The 20,846-nt window shown below is 42.1% G+C and carries 18 protein-coding genes; 13 read left to right on the top strand and 5 right to left on the bottom strand.

Features of this window, described 5'->3' with window-relative positions; genetic code table 11:
- Positions 1–66 precede the first annotated feature (66 nt).
- Entirely contained in the window at positions 67–1,059 is a 993-nt protein-coding gene (locus A3I5_RS0101380) for a LacI family DNA-binding transcriptional regulator (RefSeq protein WP_018372826.1), read from the bottom strand.
- Positions 1,060–1,278: 219 nt separating this feature from the next.
- Between A3I5_RS0101380 and A3I5_RS0101375 the strand changes: the two genes are divergently transcribed.
- From A3I5_RS0101375 to glmS, 6 genes are all read left to right on the top strand, one after another.
- Positions 1,279–2,253, top strand: a complete 975-nt coding sequence (locus A3I5_RS0101375) for a dihydrodipicolinate synthase family protein (RefSeq protein WP_018372825.1) — start codon at positions 1,279–1,281, stop codon at positions 2,251–2,253.
- A 23-nt stretch (positions 2,254–2,276) separates the two neighbouring features.
- Entirely contained in the window at positions 2,277–3,566 is a 1,290-nt protein-coding gene (locus tag A3I5_RS0101370) for an Nramp family divalent metal transporter (RefSeq protein WP_018372824.1), read from the top strand.
- 476 nt (positions 3,567–4,042) lie between these two features.
- Positions 4,043–5,104 (top strand): AbrB family transcriptional regulator, encoded by a 1,062-nt coding sequence (locus A3I5_RS0101365; protein WP_018372822.1) that lies wholly within the window; start codon positions 4,043–4,045, stop codon positions 5,102–5,104.
- A gap of 73 nt (positions 5,105–5,177) precedes the next feature.
- Positions 5,178–7,844 carry a DNA polymerase I gene (polA, locus tag A3I5_RS0101360; protein ID WP_040834446.1) on the top strand — a complete coding sequence of 889 codons (2,667 nt, stop codon included), beginning with the start codon at positions 5,178–5,180 and terminating at the stop codon, positions 7,842–7,844.
- 182 nt (positions 7,845–8,026) lie between these two features.
- On the top strand, positions 8,027–8,464 hold the full coding sequence (locus A3I5_RS0101355; RefSeq protein ID WP_018372820.1) for a CoA-binding protein: 438 nt from the start codon (positions 8,027–8,029) through the stop codon (positions 8,462–8,464).
- 157 nt (positions 8,465–8,621) lie between these two features.
- Positions 8,622–10,433, top strand: a complete 1,812-nt coding sequence (gene glmS, locus A3I5_RS0101350) for a glutamine--fructose-6-phosphate transaminase (isomerizing) (protein WP_018372819.1) — start codon at positions 8,622–8,624, stop codon at positions 10,431–10,433.
- A gap of 131 nt (positions 10,434–10,564) precedes the next feature.
- Here the strand turns inward: glmS and srtB are convergent, their stop codons facing one another.
- Positions 10,565–11,425 carry a class B sortase, LPKTxAVK-specific gene (gene srtB / locus A3I5_RS0101345; RefSeq protein WP_018372818.1) on the bottom strand — a complete coding sequence of 287 codons (861 nt, stop codon included), beginning with the start codon at positions 11,423–11,425 and terminating at the stop codon, positions 10,565–10,567.
- 244 nt (positions 11,426–11,669) lie between these two features.
- Positions 11,670–12,125 carry a YueI family protein gene (locus A3I5_RS0101340; RefSeq protein WP_018372817.1) on the bottom strand — a complete coding sequence of 152 codons (456 nt, stop codon included), beginning with the start codon at positions 12,123–12,125 and terminating at the stop codon, positions 11,670–11,672.
- A gap of 159 nt (positions 12,126–12,284) precedes the next feature.
- Between A3I5_RS0101340 and eno the strand changes: the two genes are divergently transcribed.
- The 3 genes from eno to A3I5_RS0101325 all read left to right on the top strand — a co-directional run bounded on the left by eno (position 12,285) and on the right by A3I5_RS0101325 (position 15,139).
- Positions 12,285–13,589 (top strand): surface-displayed alpha-enolase, encoded by a 1,305-nt coding sequence (gene eno / locus A3I5_RS0101335; RefSeq protein ID WP_018372816.1) that lies wholly within the window; start codon positions 12,285–12,287, stop codon positions 13,587–13,589.
- A 254-nt stretch (positions 13,590–13,843) separates the two neighbouring features.
- A complete protein-coding gene (locus A3I5_RS0101330; RefSeq protein ID WP_018372815.1) occupies positions 13,844–14,473 on the top strand; it encodes an HAD family hydrolase in 630 nt (209 codons plus the stop codon).
- 9 nt (positions 14,474–14,482) lie between these two features.
- Entirely contained in the window at positions 14,483–15,139 is a 657-nt protein-coding gene (locus A3I5_RS0101325) for a GNAT family N-acetyltransferase (RefSeq protein WP_018372814.1), read from the top strand.
- 18 nt (positions 15,140–15,157) lie between these two features.
- On the opposite strand, the gene A3I5_RS0101320 is transcribed toward A3I5_RS0101325, so the two are convergent.
- Together A3I5_RS0101320 and A3I5_RS0101315 are read right to left on the bottom strand one after the other, a co-directional pair.
- Positions 15,158–15,349 (bottom strand): hypothetical protein, encoded by a 192-nt coding sequence (locus A3I5_RS0101320; protein WP_018372813.1) that lies wholly within the window; start codon positions 15,347–15,349, stop codon positions 15,158–15,160.
- Positions 15,350–15,391: 42 nt separating this feature from the next.
- Positions 15,392–16,408 (bottom strand): lactonase family protein, encoded by a 1,017-nt coding sequence (locus A3I5_RS0101315; RefSeq protein WP_018372812.1) that lies wholly within the window; start codon positions 16,406–16,408, stop codon positions 15,392–15,394.
- A gap of 294 nt (positions 16,409–16,702) precedes the next feature.
- Here A3I5_RS0101315 and A3I5_RS0101310 point away from each other — a divergent pair, with 294 nt between their 5' ends.
- The 4 genes from A3I5_RS0101310 to A3I5_RS0101295 all read left to right on the top strand — a co-directional run bounded on the left by A3I5_RS0101310 (position 16,703) and on the right by A3I5_RS0101295 (position 20,821).
- Complete coding sequence (locus A3I5_RS0101310) at positions 16,703–17,836, top strand: AI-2E family transporter (RefSeq protein ID WP_018372811.1); 1,134 nt, start codon at positions 16,703–16,705, stop codon at positions 17,834–17,836.
- A gap of 14 nt (positions 17,837–17,850) precedes the next feature.
- Positions 17,851–19,077, top strand: a complete 1,227-nt coding sequence (locus tag A3I5_RS0101305) for a tetratricopeptide repeat protein (protein WP_282705045.1) — start codon at positions 17,851–17,853, stop codon at positions 19,075–19,077.
- A 451-nt stretch (positions 19,078–19,528) separates the two neighbouring features.
- Positions 19,529–20,119 carry an ATP-dependent Clp protease proteolytic subunit gene (locus A3I5_RS0101300; RefSeq protein WP_018372809.1) on the top strand — a complete coding sequence of 197 codons (591 nt, stop codon included), beginning with the start codon at positions 19,529–19,531 and terminating at the stop codon, positions 20,117–20,119.
- 423 nt (positions 20,120–20,542) lie between these two features.
- Complete coding sequence (locus A3I5_RS0101295) at positions 20,543–20,821, top strand: DUF2129 domain-containing protein (protein ID WP_018372808.1); 279 nt, start codon at positions 20,543–20,545, stop codon at positions 20,819–20,821.
- Positions 20,822–20,846: the final 25 nt, after the last annotated feature.

The raw sequence follows: 20,846 nt of genomic DNA, 5'->3' as shown, positions 1-20,846 counted from the left end.
ACTGAGGAGTTTTAAGCATTTTATGAATTTGCAGAGGATTAGCAAATCAGAGAGAACTGGTTAGGTCTACGAACTTTCTCGCTCTACAAGTTTTGATGAGAAAATAAGGTTTTTCTGAACGACATGTTTATCCTTACTTTTGATGTCCTCAATAGTCATCATAGCAGCCTGTCTTCCGATGTCAACAGCTGGTATTTCCATGGCAGTCATTGTGGTTTGTAGGACGGAGCCAATTTCTTGGCCAGTGAGGCTGATTAATTTTATACTGTCTGGCACGGCAATAGCTTCTTCTTTTAATACTCTAAGGGCTCCAATACCTTGAGCATCAACCGCTGCAATAATAGCATCAAGGTTAGGATTTTTGTTTAAGAGCTCTTTAGTGCAATGATAGCCATATTCTAGAGTGTTTACCGCACCATTTGATTCAGCAAGGGTTTCAGTTAATCCTAGCTCTTTTATTGCCTTTTTATACCCTTCGTACCGTTCTTGATAAGGAGGAATTTTCATGCTTCCATTTATTAGTCCAATGTTGTGACATCCTTTTTTAGCAAAATATTGAGTTGCTTCATAAGCACTTTTTTTATAGTCAACAGAGACGCAGCTAATGTCTGAATTTTGACGTCTCATGATTTGAGTAATTGCTATTCCACTAACTTGAATGTCCTTCAATAATTTTTTATTATGTCCTGTCCCGGCTATGATGATACCATCTACAAAACCATTACGAAGCCTATTTAAGCATTCTTTTTCGATTGAGGGATCATCATTGGTATTGCAGATGAGGGTGGCATAACCTGCTTTAGTAGCTGCTTCTTCAATGCCTTGTGTAATCTCAGCAAATACTGTCAAATGAAGGTGAGGGACAACGACACCTATTGTATTTCGTTTCCCTTCTCTGAGTCCTTTAGCAAGGACATTTGGTTGATAACTTAATTCTTTTACCGCTGCCATAATTCGTGCTTTGGTATCTGGATGGACATAGGCTGAATTATTGAGCGCTCTTGAAACGGTGCTGACATCAACACAAGCTAGTTTAGCAACGTCTTTTAATGTTGTCATCAGAACATCTCCTTGCAATCGTTTGTATATTTTTATTATAAAACAATTAACTTTTGAAATCAATTTTTTCGCAATAATTTGCTTGAAAATGGCTTTTTGAAGCTATTTATGCAATTTGTTGCAGAAACTTCACAGAATGTTGACAACGCTTTCTTTGAGTGTTAGAATGCACTTGTAAGCAAACGTTTGTTCGAAATTATAAATCAAAGGAGTCAAGCAATGACTAAACAAGTGAACTTTAAGACAATCTTTCCTGCTGTTTCAGTACCACTAAATGATGATTATACCATTAATGAGCCTGATTTTAGAGCGTATCTTCGCTGGATTAAAACATTTTACGGAAAAGGTATGGATGGCTTAGTGTGTAATGGACACACTGGTGAAATAACAGGGTTAAGCCGTGAAGAGCGTCGACGGGTTGTGGAAATTTGTGCAGAGGAATGCGGAGATGTGATGACAATCGTTTCAGGAATCAACTGTGAAAACACTGTTGAGAGTATTGAAATGGCGAAAGAGGCTAAGGAAGCAGGAGCTGATGCCATTCTTTTAATGCCTCCTCACATGTGGTTACGTTTTGGAATGCACAAGGATGCACCATTTGAATATGTGAAAGATGTGGCAGATGGTGCTGATATTGACATTATTATCCACCTTTACCCTGCAATCAGTAAAGCCTTTTATCCTGTTGAAACACTCATCAAAATGTGTAAGGAAATTGAACATGTTAAGTCAATCAAAATGGGAACACGTGTCACATCCATTTATGAGCATGATGTGCGTTTGCTTCGCGAAGAATGTCCAGATATTTCCTTGATCACCTGTCATGACGAAACACTTTGTGTTAGCTGGTTCCCAGGTATGGATGGCGCACTTATCGGTTTTGCGGGTTGTGTACCAGAAATTATTTGCCCAGCTCGTGAAGTTTTTGCTAATCCAGATAAACATACTTTAGCAGAAGCACAAGCTTGGTCAGATCGTATTTATCACATTTCACAGGCCATTTATGGCGGCGGACAACCTTCTGGTGAAGCGCATGCACGATTGAAAGAGGCATTGGTTCAGCGTGGCATTTTCAAATCAGGATTGATGAGAAAACCAGTTTTACCGCTTAATCAGGAAGAGAAGGATTGGATTGCTTTAGGATTAGAGCGCAGTGATTTACCTGAGGTTGACATGACTCAATTTGCTGACTAATTATGTGAAGGGAGTCAGTTGTTATGACGAACTTATCTCATCAAAAAGAGGCCCGGTCTAATTTAGAAAGAATTGAAAAATTGGGTTTCAAACAGATTCTTAAGCGGATAGGGCCAGGCCTCATTCTGACAGGTGTTGTTATTGGTCCTGGGAACATTACGACATCTGCTATGATTGGTGCTAACTACGGCTATTCTATGTTATGGCTAATGCTCCCGATTATTTTTATGAGAGTGACATTCATGTTGACGTCTTATCGTATTGCGATGTTGTCTGGAATGCCTATCTTACACGCCATTAGACACTATTATGGAAAAACTGTTTCAGCTTTTGTGGGCATTGCGCTGTTTCTTTCATGTCTCTTCTTTACCTTAGGAAATGTATCTGGAACTGGTGCGGGGATGCATTTGATTTTCGGGATTGATTGGAAATTAGGAGCTCTCATTATGCTGGTCATATTGATGTATTGCTATTTTTCAAAAGGGGTTTACTCTAAAATTGAAAAAGCTATACTTATATGTATCTTAGGAATGATACTTTCTTTTTATGCAACTTTAGTCGCCTCGGGTGGTCCAGAGTGGAGTGAATTTGGCAAAGGCTTACTCAATTGGAAACTTCCTGAGGGAAGTTTGACAACAGCGTTGGCCTATATTAGCACTAATGCGGCGGTGACAGCTGGTATTTACGGAACCTATCTTGGCGTTGAGAAAAAATGGAAGAAAGAAGACTTGTTCAACGGCGCTATGCTTTGGGATGCCATTGCTCATGTTGTTTCTGTGATCCTTATTTCTGGTGCTATCATTTTGGTCGGAGCTATTGTTTTACATCCACAAAATATTACCATTCAAAATCCAAGTCAATTGGCGGATTTACTGGTTCCATTTTTAGGATCAGCAGCTAGAATCGTTATGGGAATAGCACTTTTAGGGGCGGGTTTCTCTTCCTTATTGGGGAATACACAACGTGGGATGGTTTTGTTGGGGGCTGGCTTTGACAAAGAGGTATCCTTGGAGTCAAAGTTTATTAGATGGGGATGTGTTGCTTGCTTAGTATTTGCGTGTCTCATCTGTTTTAGCTACAATGGCTCGCCAACTCAACTTATCTTCTTAGCCAATGTTGCAACTGCCATAGCAACGCCTGTAGCGGGACTATTTATTGTATTGATTCTTTGGAAAAAAGAAATCCACGCTGGTTACAAAGTCCCGCTTGTCCTGCAGTTATCAATGACAATAAGTTATCTCTTTGTCCTTGTCATGACAGCATCAGCACTACAAGTCTACATCCCTAAGTTGGTAGAATCGCTTTCGCATTAATGCGGTCGCATTGCTAAGCCTGAGAAGTTTCTTCTCGGGTTTTAGCTTTTTAGGATCAATTGGAAATATAGACACGACATCATGATTGAGTCCTAGGGTTATTGGCAAGGAAGGCAGCTTTTCGTCAATGCTCCAGTATATACGTCCTTATGATTGTCAGAAGAGGTAGTGCCTGGTGTTCTCATGAAACCATCTGCCTTTGGTGGTTAAAGCAGGGTCTGCGTAAAACTTTGAAACAATGCCCAGATTTACGGGAAACTTATGACTTATCTGCCAAAAAAGCTAAGTTTTTGGAGAAAGTCAAAGCTGAGCCTACTCATTTAGATAACGACTTAAATTGGGTGGGGAATCTGCTTTTCTATCCTTAATTTTTTGGAAAAACAGTAAAAAAACAATTCTTTAGAACCTTGGATTTTTGAAAAATGATATACTATTATTAAAAAGCATACGGTTTCAAAAAAGTAAAGGACGATGAGATGGTGACAGTGATACTAACTTTTTGGGTTGGATTTGCTGGTGGATGGCTAGCCAAAAAGATAAAATTTCCCGCACCTTATATGGTTGGAAGTATGATAGCTGTTGGTCTAGTTTCAGCACTAACAAGCCAAATGGAGATGTATCGTCCCATAAAGATTGTTGCGCAAATCATCAGCGGTGTTTATATTGGCCAACAGGTGACCAAAAAAGATCTGCTAAACTTACCAAAATTAGGATCAACGATCATGGCCCTGATGGCTTTGTTTACTCTAAATATGCTCATCACTGGGGGTCTTTTTATCTATGTATTTAAAATGGATCCCGTAACGGCCTTTTTAAGCTGTCTACCTGGTGGCATCATGGATGTGTCCCTCCTGAGTATCGATATGGGAGCGCAAGCAGATGTGGTAGCAACCTTGCAGACAGCTCGTCTGGTCGGGATTCTCTTGATTTTGCCAAATTGGGTTGGCTTTATTTTACGTCATTTTTCACCTAGAACTGTCAATAAAACTGCTGAAAAGGTTCAAGTTGAAGTCACGCCAGTTAAACTAAGTCAGAATGATCGCCTTTGCAACGATATGTCCATTCTTGCTGTAGCTACGGTGGCCGGCCTGATCGGAATGTGGAGTGGGCTACCAGTGGGAGCTCTCATCTTCTCCCTGTTGGCTTCTGCAATCCTAAAAATGCGTCAAAATACCATTCAATTACAGCCTAAAATACGTTATTTGGCGCAGATTTTGGCTGGATCAATCATCGGAACGAATTTTACCTGTGATAGCCTGTCACAGATGGTTCGTCTCATTGTTCCCGTCCTTATTTTGCTTGTAAGCTATCTGGTGATTAATGCCTTTTTCGGGTATGTCATATATAGGCGAGGCGTACTTGATTTGCAGTCAGCCCTCTTTGCATCTTCACCTGCCGGTGCGACAGATATTTCTTTGATTGCGGGCGAATTGGGTGGCGATATGGCCAAGATTGCAGGTATTCAAATCAGTCGCACACTATACACAGTGATTGTCATGCCACTGTTGATCAAGCTGATTTTAGCTATCTGGTTTTAAAGGAGCTGTCTGACTTGCAAAGGTCAGAGGGCTTTTTTTGATGTTGCTGATGCTGCTATGGTATAATAAAACTATGGAAAATAAGACGAACAAATTATTATTGATTGACGGATCATCGGTGGCTTTCAGGGCTTTCTTTGCGCTCTACAACCAGATTGACCGCTTTAAGAGTCCGACAGGACTTCACACCAATGCTATCTATGGTTTTCATCTCATGTTGGACCACATCATTAAGCGGATTCAGCCAACTCATATTTTGGTGGCTTTTGATGCTGGCAAAACGACTTTCCGAACAGCCATGTATGCTGATTACAAGGGTGGTCGCGCCAAGACGCCTGATGAATTCCGTGAGCAGTTTCCCTTTATTCGCCAGATGCTGGAAGTGCTCAGTATTCAGCATTACGAGCTGGACCAGTACGAGGCGGATGATATTATTGGGACTTTGGCCAAAAAAGCAGAGCTGACAGATCAGGACTTTGAGATTACTATTGTTTCTGGTGATAAAGACTTGATTCAGCTGACAGATAGCCACACCACGGTTGAGATTTCTAAGAAAGGCGTAGCTGAGTTTGAATCCTTTACGCCCGTCTACCTGATGGAGAAAATGGGCATCACACCGAACCAGTTTATCGACCTCAAGGCCTTGATGGGAGATAGTTCGGATAATATTCCTGGTGTGACTAAAATTGGTGAAAAAACAGGCCTCAAGCTCCTCCATGAATACGGTAGTCTTGAGGGCGTTTACGCTAATATCGATGGTATGAAAAAGTCTAAGATGAAGGAAAATCTGATCAATGACAAAGAGGTGGCTTTCCTGTCTAAGACGCTCGTGACCATTGATACAGACTCGCCACTGACCATCGGACTTGAGGACATTACCTATGCTGGTCCAAAGGATTATCCTGCTTTGTCACGTTTTTACGATGAAATGGGCTTTAAGCAATTCAAGGCTCAGCTGGAAGTATCAGCTGATACTGAGGAGACGATTCAGCCAGAAATCAGTTATCAGGAAGTTGCTGAAGCTGCTAAGCTGACCGAGGACATGCTCCATGAAAATCAATTTTTCTACGTTGAAGTCCTCAATGAAAATTATCACACTGAACCCATCATCGGTCTGGCTTGGGGTGATGCGGATAAGATTTACGCTTCGACTGGGTCGGATTTGCTTGCCTCTGAAGTGTTAAAGGATTTCCTAGAGAAGACAGCTCTTAAGACTTATGATTTTAAACGAACCAAGGTTTTGCTCAGCCATTACGGCATTGATCTGCCAGCGCCAGCCTTTGATAGTCGACTGGCCAAGTATCTGCTGTCAACCATTGAGGATAATACGGTGGCAACTATCGCTTCGCTTTATGGTCAGCGCCAGCTGGCGTCAGATGAGACTGTCTACGGTAAGGGGGTCAAGCGTGCAGTACCTGAAAAGGATGTGCTGCTCAGCCATTTAGCCCAAAAAGTTGCCGTCCTCATTGAGACAGAAAATGTCATGCGAGAACGCCTAGTCGAGCACCAGCAACTGGATTTATTGCTTGAGATGGAGCAGCCCTTAGCTAATGTCTTGGCTAAGATGGAGATCGCAGGGATCAAGGTGAATCGGGAGACCTTGACTGCCATGCAGGCAGAAAATGAAGTTGTCCTTGAAAAGCTGACGCAGGAGATCTATGAGCTGGCTGGTGAGGAGTTCAACATCAACTCTCCCAAGCAATTGGGAGTCATCCTCTTTGAAAAACTGGGTCTACCAGTTGAGATGACTAAAAAAACCAAGACGGGCTACTCGACAGCAGTCGATGTGCTGGAGCGCTTAGCGCCCCTATCGCCCATCGTGGCTAAGATTTTGGACTACCGCCAGATTGCTAAGCTCCAGTCGACTTACGTGATTGGCCTACAAGATTTTATCACAGCTGAGGGCAAGATTCACACTCGCTATGTGCAGGACTTAACCCAGACGGGGCGGTTATCCAGCACGGATCCTAACTTGCAAAATATCCCTATTCGACTTGAGCAGGGGCGCCTCATTCGTAAGGCCTTTGTGCCATCTTGGGAAAATAGTGTTCTCATGAGTTCGGACTATTCTCAGATTGAATTACGCGTTCTGGCTCATATTTCTAAAGATCCTCATCTTATTCAGGCCTTTCAAGATAGCTTTGACATTCATACGTCAACAGCCATGCGTGTCTTTGGCATCGCAAAAGCAGAAGACGTTACGGCTAATGATCGTCGTAACGCTAAGGCTGTTAACTTTGGAATTGTTTATGGCATCTCAGACTTTGGCCTGTCTCATAATCTGGGAATTCCTCGCAAGCTAGCTAAGGAATACATTGATACTTACTTTGAGCGCTATCCTGGCATTAAAGCTTATATGGAAACAATCGTCCGCGAGGCCAAGGATAAGGGGTATGTGGAAACGCTGTTCAACCGTCGCCGCGAGTTGCCAGATATCAATTCCCGTAACTTCAATATTCGCCAGTTTGCTGAGCGCACAGCCATTAATTCTCCTATCCAAGGTTCGGCAGCTGACATTCTCAAGGTTGCTATGATTCGGCTGGATCAGGCCTTGCTTGCTGGCGGCTATCAGGCGCGTATGTTACTCCAAGTGCATGATGAGATCGTCTTGGAAGTCCCAGAAGGCGAAGTAGAGGCAGTTGGGGCTCTGGTCAAGCAGACCATGGAAGAAGCTATTGAGCTTTTGGTACCATTAGTGGCAGATGAAAGTACCGGCGAAACTTGGTATGAGGCGAAGTGAGTTAAGCGCGTCTGTTATGCAAACTTTTACACAAGGCCTTAGCAGACAATTTCAGAATTTGTGCCGCTGAACAACCTACCTGGATTAAGGGGATTACTAGAGTAGCAAGAAAGAACCCTTTAGACAAGCCTTGTTGCTGTGAATCCAGACACTCAACAGTCAATTATTTTTAAGGAGATCTTATGACCTATCATTTTGAAAATCCTAGTCAGGAGACGCTTTTTGACTATTTACGTCAAGCCAAGACCATTGCAGTAGTTGGCTTATCATCTCGCACCGAGACAGTTGCCTATCAAGTCAGTCACATCATGCAGGAGGCAGGCTACAAGATTATTCCTGTTAATCCTAAGCTGGCTGGTGAGACGATTTTAGGTGAGACTGTCTATGCTAGTCTGCTAGACATCACAGAACCGATCGATATTGTCAATGTGTTTCGTCGCAGTGAATTTTTACCAGAAGTGGCCAGGGACTTTGTCAAGACAGAAGCTAAGGTTTTTTGGGCACAATTAGGTCTGGAAAATGAAGATGCTGAGCAAATTCTGCGAGAAGCTGGTCGTGAGCATATTGTCATGAATCGCTGTATCAAAGTGGAATATCAAGCCATGAAAGCCCTATCCTAAAAGTGTACCCTCTCTGGAGATTTTCTCCAGGGAGTTTTCTTAATTTAACTATACCAATTTTGAAGTTGACAAAATAAATTTCCTTGTATATACTAGATAATGTGATTTGTTTCAACAAATTAGACTATACCAATTTATAGAATTAAGGAAGAATAACATGTGTGGAATTGTTGGTGTTGTAGGCAATCGTAATGCAACAGATATCTTGATGCAGGGACTTGAAAAGTTGGAGTATCGTGGTTATGACTCAGCTGGCGTCTACGTTGCTAACGGTGATAAGTTCAGTTTAGTCAAGTCCGTTGGTCGTATTGCAGATCTTCGTAGTAAACTTGGCATTGATGTAGCTGGGACAGCTGGGATTGGTCATACGCGTTGGGCAACTCATGGCAAACCTGCTGAAGTTAACGCTCACCCCCATCAGTCTGCAACCAAGCGCTTTACCCTAGTTCACAATGGTGTGATTGAAAATTTTGCGGAAATCAAGGAAGAGTACCTTGCTGATCATAGCTTGCTTGGTCAAACAGATACAGAAATTGCGGTGCATCTCATTGGTAAATTGGTGGACGAAGAAGGCCTTTCTGTCCTTGAAGCTTTCCGCAAAGCTCTCTTGATCATTGAAGGATCTTATGCCTTTGCTCTTATGGACGCTCAGGACAGCGAGACGATCTATGTCGCTAAAAATAAATCACCGCTCCTCATCGGGCTCGGTGATGGTTACAATATGGTCTGCTCAGATGCTATGGCCATGATTCGTGAAACGAACGAATACATGGAAATCCATGATAAGGAACTGGTTATTGTGACAAAAGACAGCGTATCTGTGCAGGACTATGTGGGTAATACTATTGAGCGAGACTCTTATATCGCTGAACTGGATTTGTCTGACATCGGTAAAGGAACTTACCCGTACTATATGCTCAAGGAAATTGACGAGCAGCCAACAGTGATGCGTAAGCTGATTTCGGCATACTCAGAAGATAGTCAAGTCATTGTTGAGCCAGATATCGTCAAGGCTGTTCAGGAAGCAGATCGTCTCTATATCATCGCAGCTGGAACGTCATATCATGCAGGTTTTGCAGCTAAGAACATGCTTGAGGCTTTGACCAATACCCCTGTTGAACTTGGGATTGCCTCAGAGTGGGGCTACAGTCAGCCTCTTCTCAGTCAAAAGCCGCTCTTTATCTTTATCAGCCAATCTGGAGAAACCGCAGATAGCCGCCAAGTACTGGTTCGTGCTAATCAGATGGGGATTCCAAGCCTTACCATAACTAATGTTCCCGGCTCCACCCTATCACGCGAGGCAACACACACCATGCTCTTGCACGCTGGACCTGAGATTGCCGTAGCGTCAACCAAGGCCTACACAGCCCAAATTGCAACTCTAGCTTTCTTGGCAAAAGCAGTAGGAGATGCAGATGGTAATGAAAAGGCCAAAGATTTTGATCTCTTGCACGAACTCTCCATCGTGGCTCAGTCCATTGAAGCCAGCCTTGCGGAGAAAGATGTCATCGCTAAAAAAGTGGAAGGACTTCTGGCGTCAACGCGCACAGCTTTCTATATTGGTCGCGGAAATGACTACTATGTGGCTATGGAAGCTAGCCTTAAGCTTAAGGAAATTTCCTATATTCAGTGCGAAGGCTTCGCAGCTGGCGAGCTTAAGCACGGGACGATTTCCCTTATCGAAGATGGTGTGCCAGTCATTGCACTCATTTCTTCAGATCAAGCTATTGCTGCCCATACTCGTGGGAATATCCAAGAAGTCGCTGCCCGTGGAGCAAATGTCTTAGTCATTGTAGAAGAAGGGCTGGCGCGTGAGACAGACGACATCAAGGTCGTCCCTGTTCACCCATACTTGTCAGCTATCTCAATGGTTGTGCCGACTCAACTCGTGGCCTACTATGCGACTTTACAGCGCGGCCTTGATGTGGATAAACCGCGTAACCTTGCTAAGTCAGTGACCGTAGAATAGTAGGATAACCGTTAAACAGCCCGTTGAACAAGGGCTGTTTTCTTATGGCTTCAAGCCAGTTTTTCTCAAAGAGAAACGTAAGAAAAACCACCAGCTATGCTGGTGGCTGACAAAGCCTCTCGCGTCCATTTTTATCGTGTTGGTTTGTAGGTGAGACTTTCACCATGCTCAGCCAGAAAGGCAGTCAAATCTGAATCTGGAATCTGGCGGAGGTAGAGATTGCTTCGAATGGTTTCATCTTCTTCACGACAGGTTGACAGAACAATGTATTTATCATCTGGGTTGATAATGATATTTTGAGCTTTGGTTCGAGCATCTTTACTGACAGTGGATAATTGCTCTGCGAAAACTTCTTTGCTCTCAAAGGATGTCCGATAAAATCCCGTTGTCTCAGGAACAATAATGAAAAATGCAGCTTCGTAGTAGTATTTACGTTCGGGGGTTTCGATGACTACATAGCGGTGCTGGTCAAAGTAGGTTTGATCTTCATAGAAGTTGACGTCGTTAAACATGCGGTGATCAGGGACGGTGTTTCCCCTAGCATGGCCAAAGAGCCAAGTCAAACTATCATCAAAATTTTTAGAATTTTCATAGTCCATAAAGACGGTGCCCAGATATGGTGAATACTGACCATCAATTGTATACTGAAGAAAATGGCTGTTATCTGTCCCTTGTACAACAGGCTCATCTAGCATGGTTCCAGGGGCATAAACATAGGCAATAGTACTGGCATTTAGGGCCATCAAGGGCTCAAAACGTGATTTGAGATAAGCTTTTTCTTCCTCTGAAACAATATAGTCCTTAGGCTTTTCTGAAGAAGATGGTATCGTTGAAGAGCTGGACGTTGTTGTTAAAGAAGTTGAGGGTGCAGTAGCTTGCTTAGTTTGCAAGTAATGTGTGGTCAATAAACCCGCTCCTGCGATAGCCATTAGAGCTATGAACAGAGCCAACCACGACTTTTTCTTTTTGAGATGTCTTTTAGACTGTTTCATAAAATCTCCTCAGTTTTATTTCTTTAAGTATTATAGCAGAAATTAAGAAGGAAGGGGTACTTTGAGAAAGAAATTGGGTTCAGGTTCTTGACGAGCAATCGCAGTCATTTAGAGAGGGGAACCTTTTCTGTCTAAGCTGGAAGATCCCCTCTCCTAATAATAAGAGGGCTGAACTCGACTTTAATACTGGTATTCTTGAACAATAAAAATGAGGAATAGCAGGTGTTAATCTAGCCCTCTTTCTCTATCTGCCAAATAATTTTGACCAGAAAGTCTTTTGTGACGCTTTTGGACTTGGAGAGGGCTTCTGAATAATGTTTGGAAATTGTTCTTTAATATCTAGCTTTTCCTGATTAATCGCGTGATTCGTGTGGAGCACGAGACCTAGTGGTGAGGAATTGTCTACCTCGTCAATAATGCTTGAAGCAATTCCTGATTCTTGAGCCAGTTTTAGATAGAAAAGCTGGAGACTGTCGTCCAACTTCCCTGAAATCTTAAGTGTAAGGGAAGTTTCCTTGGCTTGAAAGTCAGAAAGTAGGTGTGAAAAATGATTCTTGATGGGATCGGAGCTGACATCTGTGAGTTTCACTGTCAGAAGGACACGTTCTTTATAGGTTCCTAGATAATAGCGCTGTTCATCAGGTTTTAAGCGATTTTCTCCGCTAGCCTTTTTTAAAATAGTTTGATTAATATCTGTCATAATGGTATTATACCACGAGATTATGAAAGCCCGTTACTGCAAAAAAATGAAAAACATGTTTTCAATCATTTTTTCAAAAATTGTGCTTTTTCTTGAAGTTATCTTTTTTTTGCGGTATAATGAAAGGGTAAAAATTTAAACTCATAAGGAGAGTACAACATGTCAATTATTACTGACGTTTACGCTCGCGAAGTCCTTGACTCACGCGGTAACCCAACACTTGAAGTAGAAGTCTACACTGAATCAGGTGCATTCGGTCGCGGTATGGTTCCTTCAGGTGCCTCTACTGGTGAACACGAAGCTGTTGAACTTCGTGATGGTGACAAGTCTCGCTACCTTGGTCTTGGTACAACTAAAGCTGTTGATAATGTAAACAATATCATCGCAGAAGCGATTATCGGTTTTGACGTTCGTGACCAACAAGGTATTGACCGTGCAATGATCGAACTTGACGGTACTCCTAACAAAGGTAAATTGGGTGCTAACGCTATTCTTGCAGTATCAATCGCTGCTGCGCGTGCGGCTGCTGACTATCTTGAAGTGCCACTTTACACTTACCTTGGCGGCTTCAACACTAAAGTATTGCCAACTCCGATGATGAACATCGTTAACGGTGGCTCTCACTCAGATGCGCCAATCGCTTTCCAAGAATTCATGATTATGCCAGTTGGTGCGCCTACTTTCAAAGAAGCGCTTCGTTGGGGGGCTGAAATCTTCCACACATTGAAGAAAATCTTGAAGTCTCGTGGTTTGGTTACAGCTGTTGGTGACGAAGGTGGTTTCGCTCCTAAGTTCGAAGGAACTGAAGACGGTGTTGAAACAATCCTTGAAGCTATCGAAGCAGCTGGTTATGTACCAGGTAAGGATGTCTTTATCGCCTTTGACTGTGCAGCTTCTGAATTCTACGACAAAGAGCGTGGCGTTTACGACTATACTAAATTTGAAGGTGAAGGCGCTGCTGTTCGTACTTCTGAGCAACAAATTGACTTCCTTGAAGAATTGGTTAACAAATACCCAATTATCTCTATCGAAGATGGTATGGACGAAAACGACTGGGACGGTTGGAAAGCTCTTACAGCTCGTCTTGGTGACAAGGTTCAATTGGTTGGTGATGATTTCTTCGTAACTAACACTGAGTATCTTTCACGTGGTATCCAAGAAGGCGCTGCTAACTCAATCCTTATCAAAGTAAACCAAATCGGTACTTTGACTGAGACTTTCGATGCTATCGAAATGGCTAAAGAAGCTGGTTACACTGCTGTTGTCTCTCATCGTTCAGGTGAAACAGAAGATTCTACAATTGCTGACATCGCAGTTGCAACTAACGCTGGCCAAATCAAGACAGGTTCATTGTCTCGTACAGACCGTATCGCTAAGTACAACCAATTGCTTCGCATCGAAGACCAATTGGACACTGTCGCCGAATATCGCGGTTTGAAATCATTCTATAACCTTAAAAAATAATCTCTTTATGAGATTAGGGGCGGAAAGCCTTGCTAAATCAGCACTCTAGGGCCTTGTCCTAGGGTGTTTTTTGGATTATGGGAATTTGAATATATAGCTTATTTGCTATGCATTACTATAACCTATGAATGAGCAAAACGTCCGTAGAGGCGATTTTAGGTGCTATTAGATAGATTGACATTTATCGTATTGATGTCGTGAGAGCCATAGCTATTTTATATGAGTTAATCAATTCGGTATTGAAGGAGGAGAAGATGCTTAAGTGGATCTTTTTTGACATTGGGTCAACCCTAGTTGATGAGAAAAAAAGTTATTGGGCTTTTGCAGAGAGGTGCTCTAGCTGTCTGAAAACAGTTGGAGTGACTATTACAGCTCAAAATTTTTTCGATAAGATGTCTGAGATTTCAGCAAGAGGCGGTGAACCTGTTAAAGAAGCTTGGGAGGAATGGGCACCAGCAACCCTGTCTAGGCCCCTTTGGTCTCACCTGCTAGATGAATCTTACCCAGAAACTCTAGAAACATTAGCTTATTTATCAAAAAGCTACCATCTTGGTATTATTGCCAATCAAGGGAAAGGGCTGGAAGAGCGGTTAGGGCAACTCGGAATAAGGCCTTATTTTGAAATCATAGTGAGCTCTAGTGATTTTGGGGTCAAAAAACCTGATCTTGCCATTTTTCAGTTGACCCTTGAACAAGCAGATTGTCACCCAGAAGAGTCTCTCTACATCGGAGATAGGGTTGATAACGATATTGTTCCTGCTAAGACGATTGGAATGCGTACTATTCGGATATTGCAGGGATTGGGAGCTTTAAATCCAGAAAGTTCACAATACCCTAGTGATATAGTTATGACCAATTTGTCAGAACTTAAAAATATATTATAGGAAGAAGTTATGAATATTATCCCATATAGCCCAGAATATGAGAAATCATGGGTTTATACCAAAGCTTTGAGCCACTTATTTTCACCTTTTTTTGATGATATGCCGCGTGAAAAGGAGCAGATGAATACTGATATCTACCAAGATCAGATTGATCTAATTGCTGTAGAGTGTGACCAAGTTGTGGGGCTATTGACAATCAATATTTTCCATAAGACCATCAGCCAATCTTATCGATATTATCCTGCTGACAAAGTAGCCTATTTTGAGAATCTCGCTGTTCACCCTGACTATCAAAATCAAGGGATTGCCTCTCAACTCTTTGAAGAAGCTGAACGTCAGCTTAAAGCTAAAGAAGTGGATGCGTTAGCTATTTTCACTAGAGATGGAGCTTCGGCTAATCATCTATACCAAAAATGGGGAGGGCAGCTGATCGCACAGGATTATTTGGTTGTTGGAAACTTGAAAACAGAAGAACCTTTTACTTTTGAAGTTCTAAGTGATGAAGGGCGCTTGCGGTTTTCTCGAAACGGACAGGAAATTCCTTACTACCAGCGGGAAGGTATTTATGTAGTTTCTAAAGAAGAAGACATAGACCTCTTTGATATTGAAGCGGTCTATCATGAAAAGACCTATATCAAGACATACGAAAACTCTGAGGTCGAATGAAACCTCAGAGCTATCTTTTTATTTTCCAAAAATTCCTTTGACTTTGTCAAGAACACCGTCAAGCCCCTCTGAGTTTGCTAAGAGTTGTTTTGCTTGCTCGAAGTATTCGCCTAAGTTGTCTTTGTTTTCTTCTAAGAGTTTTTTAGCTTGTTCGAAATCCCCTTTAGTGATGATGTCTTTGAGTTGTTCAAAAAGTTCTTTAGCGTCCATGAAGTTGCTCCTTTTTAATATATTGATACAAATTAGTATAAATTAATTGTTTTTAAATGTCACGCAAACCGCTTCGGGAACGACAAAATCGTGGGAAATTTCGGTGAGTTCTCCTGTTTGTTCGTTACGAGAGAAAATCGTTGCGTTGTCAGAGTCTTGGTGAACAGCGATTAGATGTTTATTGTCTGGTGTCAGATTGAAATCACGTGGGTTTTTACCGTTGGTTGGCGCGTATTGCACCCACTCAAGCGTCGCATCACCCAGAATCTTGTAAACCACAATCGAATCGTGTCCACGGTTTGAACCGTAAAGGAAGTTGCCATCGTTTGAAATACGAATAGCAGCTGTACCATTAAAGGCAGTATGATCAGCAGGTAAGGTCGAAATGGTCTGCAGGTGTTCAAATCGACCGACACCATCGTAAATGAGGACTTCTATGGTTGAATTCAGTTCGCACATGAGGTAGGCGATTTTTTGTGTAGGATGAAAGACAAGGTGACGTGCCCCGGCACCAGGATTAGCCTTGTATGTTGCCAATCTGGTCAATTTGCCCTGATCAGAAACATCGTAGGTCACGACTTCATCGGTTCCTAAATCGCAGGTGACTAAATAGTTATCGGGTGTCAAATCAGCATAGTGCACATGAGGTGAGGCCTGATTTTCGTGTGGACCGTTTCCTTCATGATGAGCGACATCAGCCAGCATTAAACTGCCGTCTTCTTGGCGTTTATAAACCAAGACTTGCCCTTTGTGGTAATTAGCACCGTAAACTAGGCCACGTGCTTCATCAACAGCAACATAGCATAGAGGCGCGCCTTCTTCAACCACGTGATTGAGAGGTGTGAAATCGGCATCAAAAGCAGCCACACCGCCCTTGTCGTCTTCGGCACCAACGGTATACAGTTGACCATTTTCTGCAAAGGCTAGGTAGGTTGGGCTTGGTTCTTTAGCGACAAGTTCCAGTTGGCTCAATTGTCCAGTCTCTGTGTCAAAGTCTGCGCGGTAAACACCTTCAGAGACACGACGGGTATAGGTTCCAAAATAAACGTTTTCTGTCATGATAACACCTCTTTTTAATTTCCCTGTGTTCATAAAGCAAGATACTTTGATTCAGAAGACCGTTTTTCGATCACCAAGGCAATTTAAAAAAACTAGCGATGAGGAGCAAAAAAGTAGCAGTGATTAAAAGTGTTGAGCTGTGAATACAGGTTCTTAAAGTCATTATAACATAAACGAAAAAGCTTCCTGAATTTGAAACTGTATTTCCGAAAAAAGATTCTGAAATATAGAGCTGAGGAGGGCAATTTTTTAAGAAAATGGTAAAATAAATAAAAGAGAAAGTGAGGTTTATCGATGGAGGAAGAAATAAAATACAAACGTTCCTGGTTTTACCGGTGGTTTATCAACAATCAGACAGTAACTGTTTTATTGGTGACATTGCTCATCTTAATCAATATTTTTATGCTTAATAAGATTGCTTTCTTGTTTAAGCCTGTTTTAGACTTTTTAAATGTCATCATGCTGCCGCTACTCCTGTCAGGCTTACTATACTATTTAATGAAGCCTAGTGTTGATTGGTTAGAGAAGCAGAAGCTGCCTCGAATTTGGGCTATCAGTATTGTTTTTGTGTTGGTTTCACTGTTGCTTGTTTGGGGGTTAGCTGTTTTTATCCCGAATGTGCAAGAGCAAGTCGTGCGTTTTGCGGATAATGTACCGACTTATGTCAATCAGATAGACCGAGTTGTTACAGACTTACTAAAGGATGATAACTTTGCTCAGTTTGCTCCTCAAATCAATGATATTTTAGATCAGGTCACTGGGCAAATTACAGATATTGCACGGTCATTTTCATCAAGCGCGGTCAATTGGGTGAGTAATGTTGTTTCAGCGACCTCACAGATTGTCGTAGCTATTATTATCATGCCCTTTATTCTTTTTTACATGTTGCGTGACGGGCATCGGTTAAATCCAACCATTACCAGTGTTTTACCGACCAAGTGGCGTTATCCAACTAGCAGTGTTTTGCATGATGTGAATAATCAAATTTCAAATTATGTGCGTGGTCAGGTGACTGTTGCCACTATTGTAGCGATCATCTTCTGGATTCTTTATGCTGTTATTGGTTTGGATTATGCTGCTACACTGGCTGTTGCAGCTGGCATTCTCAATCTTATTCCTTATCTAGGAAGTTTTATTGCGATTGTTATTGCTCTCTTGGTCGCATTGGTGGATGGGCCAGCGATGTTCTTAAAGGTTCTCGTCGTTTTTGTCATCGAGCAGACGATTGAAGGCCGATTCGTTTCTCCATTGATTATTGGGTCAAGCCTTAAAATCCACCCGATTACTATCATGTTCATTCTCTTGACAGCAGGACGAATGTTCGGCGTTTGGGGAGTATTGTTGGGGATACCAATTTATGCTTCTGCGAAGGTTATTTTTGAAGCTATTTTTAAATGGTACAAGTCCTATAGTGGTCTTTATGAATAAGAAAGTCGTGAATGATGTTATCAAACAGTGAGTTAGTGTTAGAAGCGCTTGAGGCGCAGGATTTGGAAATGGCAGAGCAGCGGTTCAGGTTAGCCCTGTCTGAAGACGACGAGGAGAGCTTGCTGGATCTTGCGACCTATATGGAGGGTATCGGTTTTCTGCCTCAGGCTCAAGAAATTTATGAGAAACTCTTATTGCACTATCCTGAGGTCGCGCTCAATCTGGCTAATATTGCCATGGAAGATGGTGATGTAGAGCAGGCTTTTGCCTACCTTGATCAGATTGATGAGACTAGCCCTTCTTATCTGCAAGCTTTAGTCACAAAGGCAGACTTTTACCAGTTGGAGGGTTTGGCTGATGTTGCTAAGGAAAAATTATTAGAAGCTAGCCAGTTGACTGATGATGAATTAGTTCGCTTTGGCCTCGCTGAAATCGAGCTCGAACTGGAAAATTACCAATCAGCTATTCGCTACTATGCCAGTCTGGATAATCGCGCGATTTATGAGCAGACAGGAGTGTCGACCTACCAGCGTATCGGCTATGCTTATGCCAATCTGGGGAAATTTGAAGCGGCGATTGAATTTTTAGAGAAGGCTGTGGAGTTGGAGTATGACGATCAGACCCTCTATGAGCTGGCTACGCTGCTCTATGAAAGCGAGAATTATCAGCGGGCTAATCTTTACTTCAAGCAATTAGAAGCGCTGAATCCCGATTTTAATGGTTATCATTATCCTTACGCGCAGTCCTTACACGCTGAACATCAGCTGGAAGAAGCGCTTCGTCTCCTTCAAGATTACCTATCTAAAGATGAGACTGCTGTGCCAATATTGCTCTTGGCTTCGCAGTATGCTTATGAATTTAAGAACAGTGAACTGGCAGAAAGCTATCTGATTAAAGCTAGGGAATGGGCTGACGATTTAGAAGAAATTGATTTGCGCTTATCAAGTATGTACTTGGAGCAGGAGCGCTTTGAAGATGTCTTAGATTTGGTGCGTGAGGATATGGACCATGTCTTGACACGCTGGAACATTGCCAAGGCTTATCGCGCTTTAGAAAGAGAAGAAGCAGACCTGGCTTATCGTGATTTAGTGGCTGATTTGCAGGACAATCCTGAATTTCTTAAAGAATATATCTTTGTCTTGAGGGAAGCTGGTGACTTTGTAGAGGCAAAACAGCAGTTACAGCGCTATCTGACTCTTGTTCCAGATGATTTGGACATGGCTGCGCTGGCTATGGATTAAGGGGCCATTGACACAGTTCAAGTCTTCAACGTATTTTAAATGCTCTTTATATCTTGGAATTGAACGCGCCCACAAAGCTAAATTTGGTCTCATCCGATTAGAGCTGTAGATGTGTTTCGAATTCATTTGTGAAAATCCTGGTTTTCTAGTCGGGATGCGTTAAGGAAATCAAAGATTTTTGGCTTACCGCAAGTCCAGAGACTTATCGTCTGTTTTTTCATTTTTATCAGATTTTTAACAGTCTTATATCTTATTATGAAATCAGAATCGTTTGCTGAAGCATTTTCAAAAGAAAGTGAGAAAAACTCTTTTCAAAACGGTCAACGTTTATCATGATCCCAACTTCTTTAGGTATAAGGCGTGATAAATATTTGACCTTTGCTGACTATTAGAGTATAATGATGTTATCACTTAGAAAACAGCATGTAGCTGTTATGATAAAGGAGACATTATGATACCAGTAGTTATTGAACAAACTAGCCGTGGCGAACGTTCTTATGATATTTACTCCCGCCTGCTCAAAGATCGCATTATTATGCTGACAGGTCCAGTTGAAGACAATATGGCAAACTCTATTATTGCCCAATTGCTTTTCCTTGATGCTCAGGATAATACGAAAGATATCTACCTTTACATCAACTCACCAGGTGGCTCTGTATCAGCTGGCCTTGCTATCGTCGATACTATGAATTTCATCAAATCTGACGTGCAAACCATTGTTATGGGGGTAGCTGCTTCTATGGGAACAATCATCGCATCATCAGGCGCCAAGGGCAAGCGTTTCATGTTACCAAACGCTGAATACCTCATTCATCAGCCAATGGGCGGAACAGCAGCAGGAACACAGCAGACGGATATGGCTATTGTAGCGGAACGCCTACTAAAAACCCGTAACCGCTTGGAGAAGATTTTGTCTGAGAACTCTGGCAAGTCTGTTAAGCAAATCCATAAAGATGCTGAGCGCGATTTCTGGATGGATGCTAAAGAAACGTTGGCATACGGCTTTATTGATGCCATCATGGAAACCTCAGATCTTAAGTAAGGAAGTAGAAAGGAGGCTGGAACAGACAGCCATGATGGCTTCGCCCACACCTCCAAAACATGTAATCATTGATTACGTACTAAAAAGTCCTCAGTTCCCGACTAATTAAGAAAGAGATCCCTCACTTTGCTGTTTTCTGCCTGAGTCTGAAAACGCTAAAGCGAATGGGAACTCTTTTTTAGTTGCTCTTGCTCTCTTTTTTTTGTTATAATAAAAAATAATTAAAAGGTGTATATGGCTTTCGCCGTTAAAGTGAACTAGAGAAGAAAGTTAAAACGTGATTTCTGGTTGAGTCGGATTACTCTGACCGCAATATCTCGATAATCGGACAAACGATTGACAAAGCAGTCAGTAGTTGTTTGCGGTGACGCTGTGAAATCATCAATTTTCAACAGCCATACGCCTGATAAGTAGGAGTTTTAGATGTTTCAAAAGAATGAGAGACTGAGTATTGTTGTCTACCTCAATTATTATCGTGATGTTCGAAAAGTAAAGCACTTGGGTGATGTCGTCTATGTCTCTAGACGCGGTCGTTATGCTGTGATTTACGTTGATCAGGAACAGGTTGAAGACTTAGTAGAGCGCCTGTCTGCTGAAAAATACGTGAAGCGCGTTGTGCCATCTTATATTAAGGATTTGGATCAAAACTTTGTTGGGAATCTCTGGCGCGATCAAGAAAAATCAGTTGTTGAGCAATTCTAGGCAAAAAAATTAGGATAAAAACGTT

This window comes from Streptococcus merionis DSM 19192, from assembly GCF_000380085.1.
Lineage (GTDB): Bacteria > Bacillota > Bacilli > Lactobacillales > Streptococcaceae > Streptococcus > Streptococcus merionis.
The sequence above is the reverse complement of the archived record's forward strand: the minus strand, read 5'-3'. Positions and strand labels throughout refer to the sequence as shown.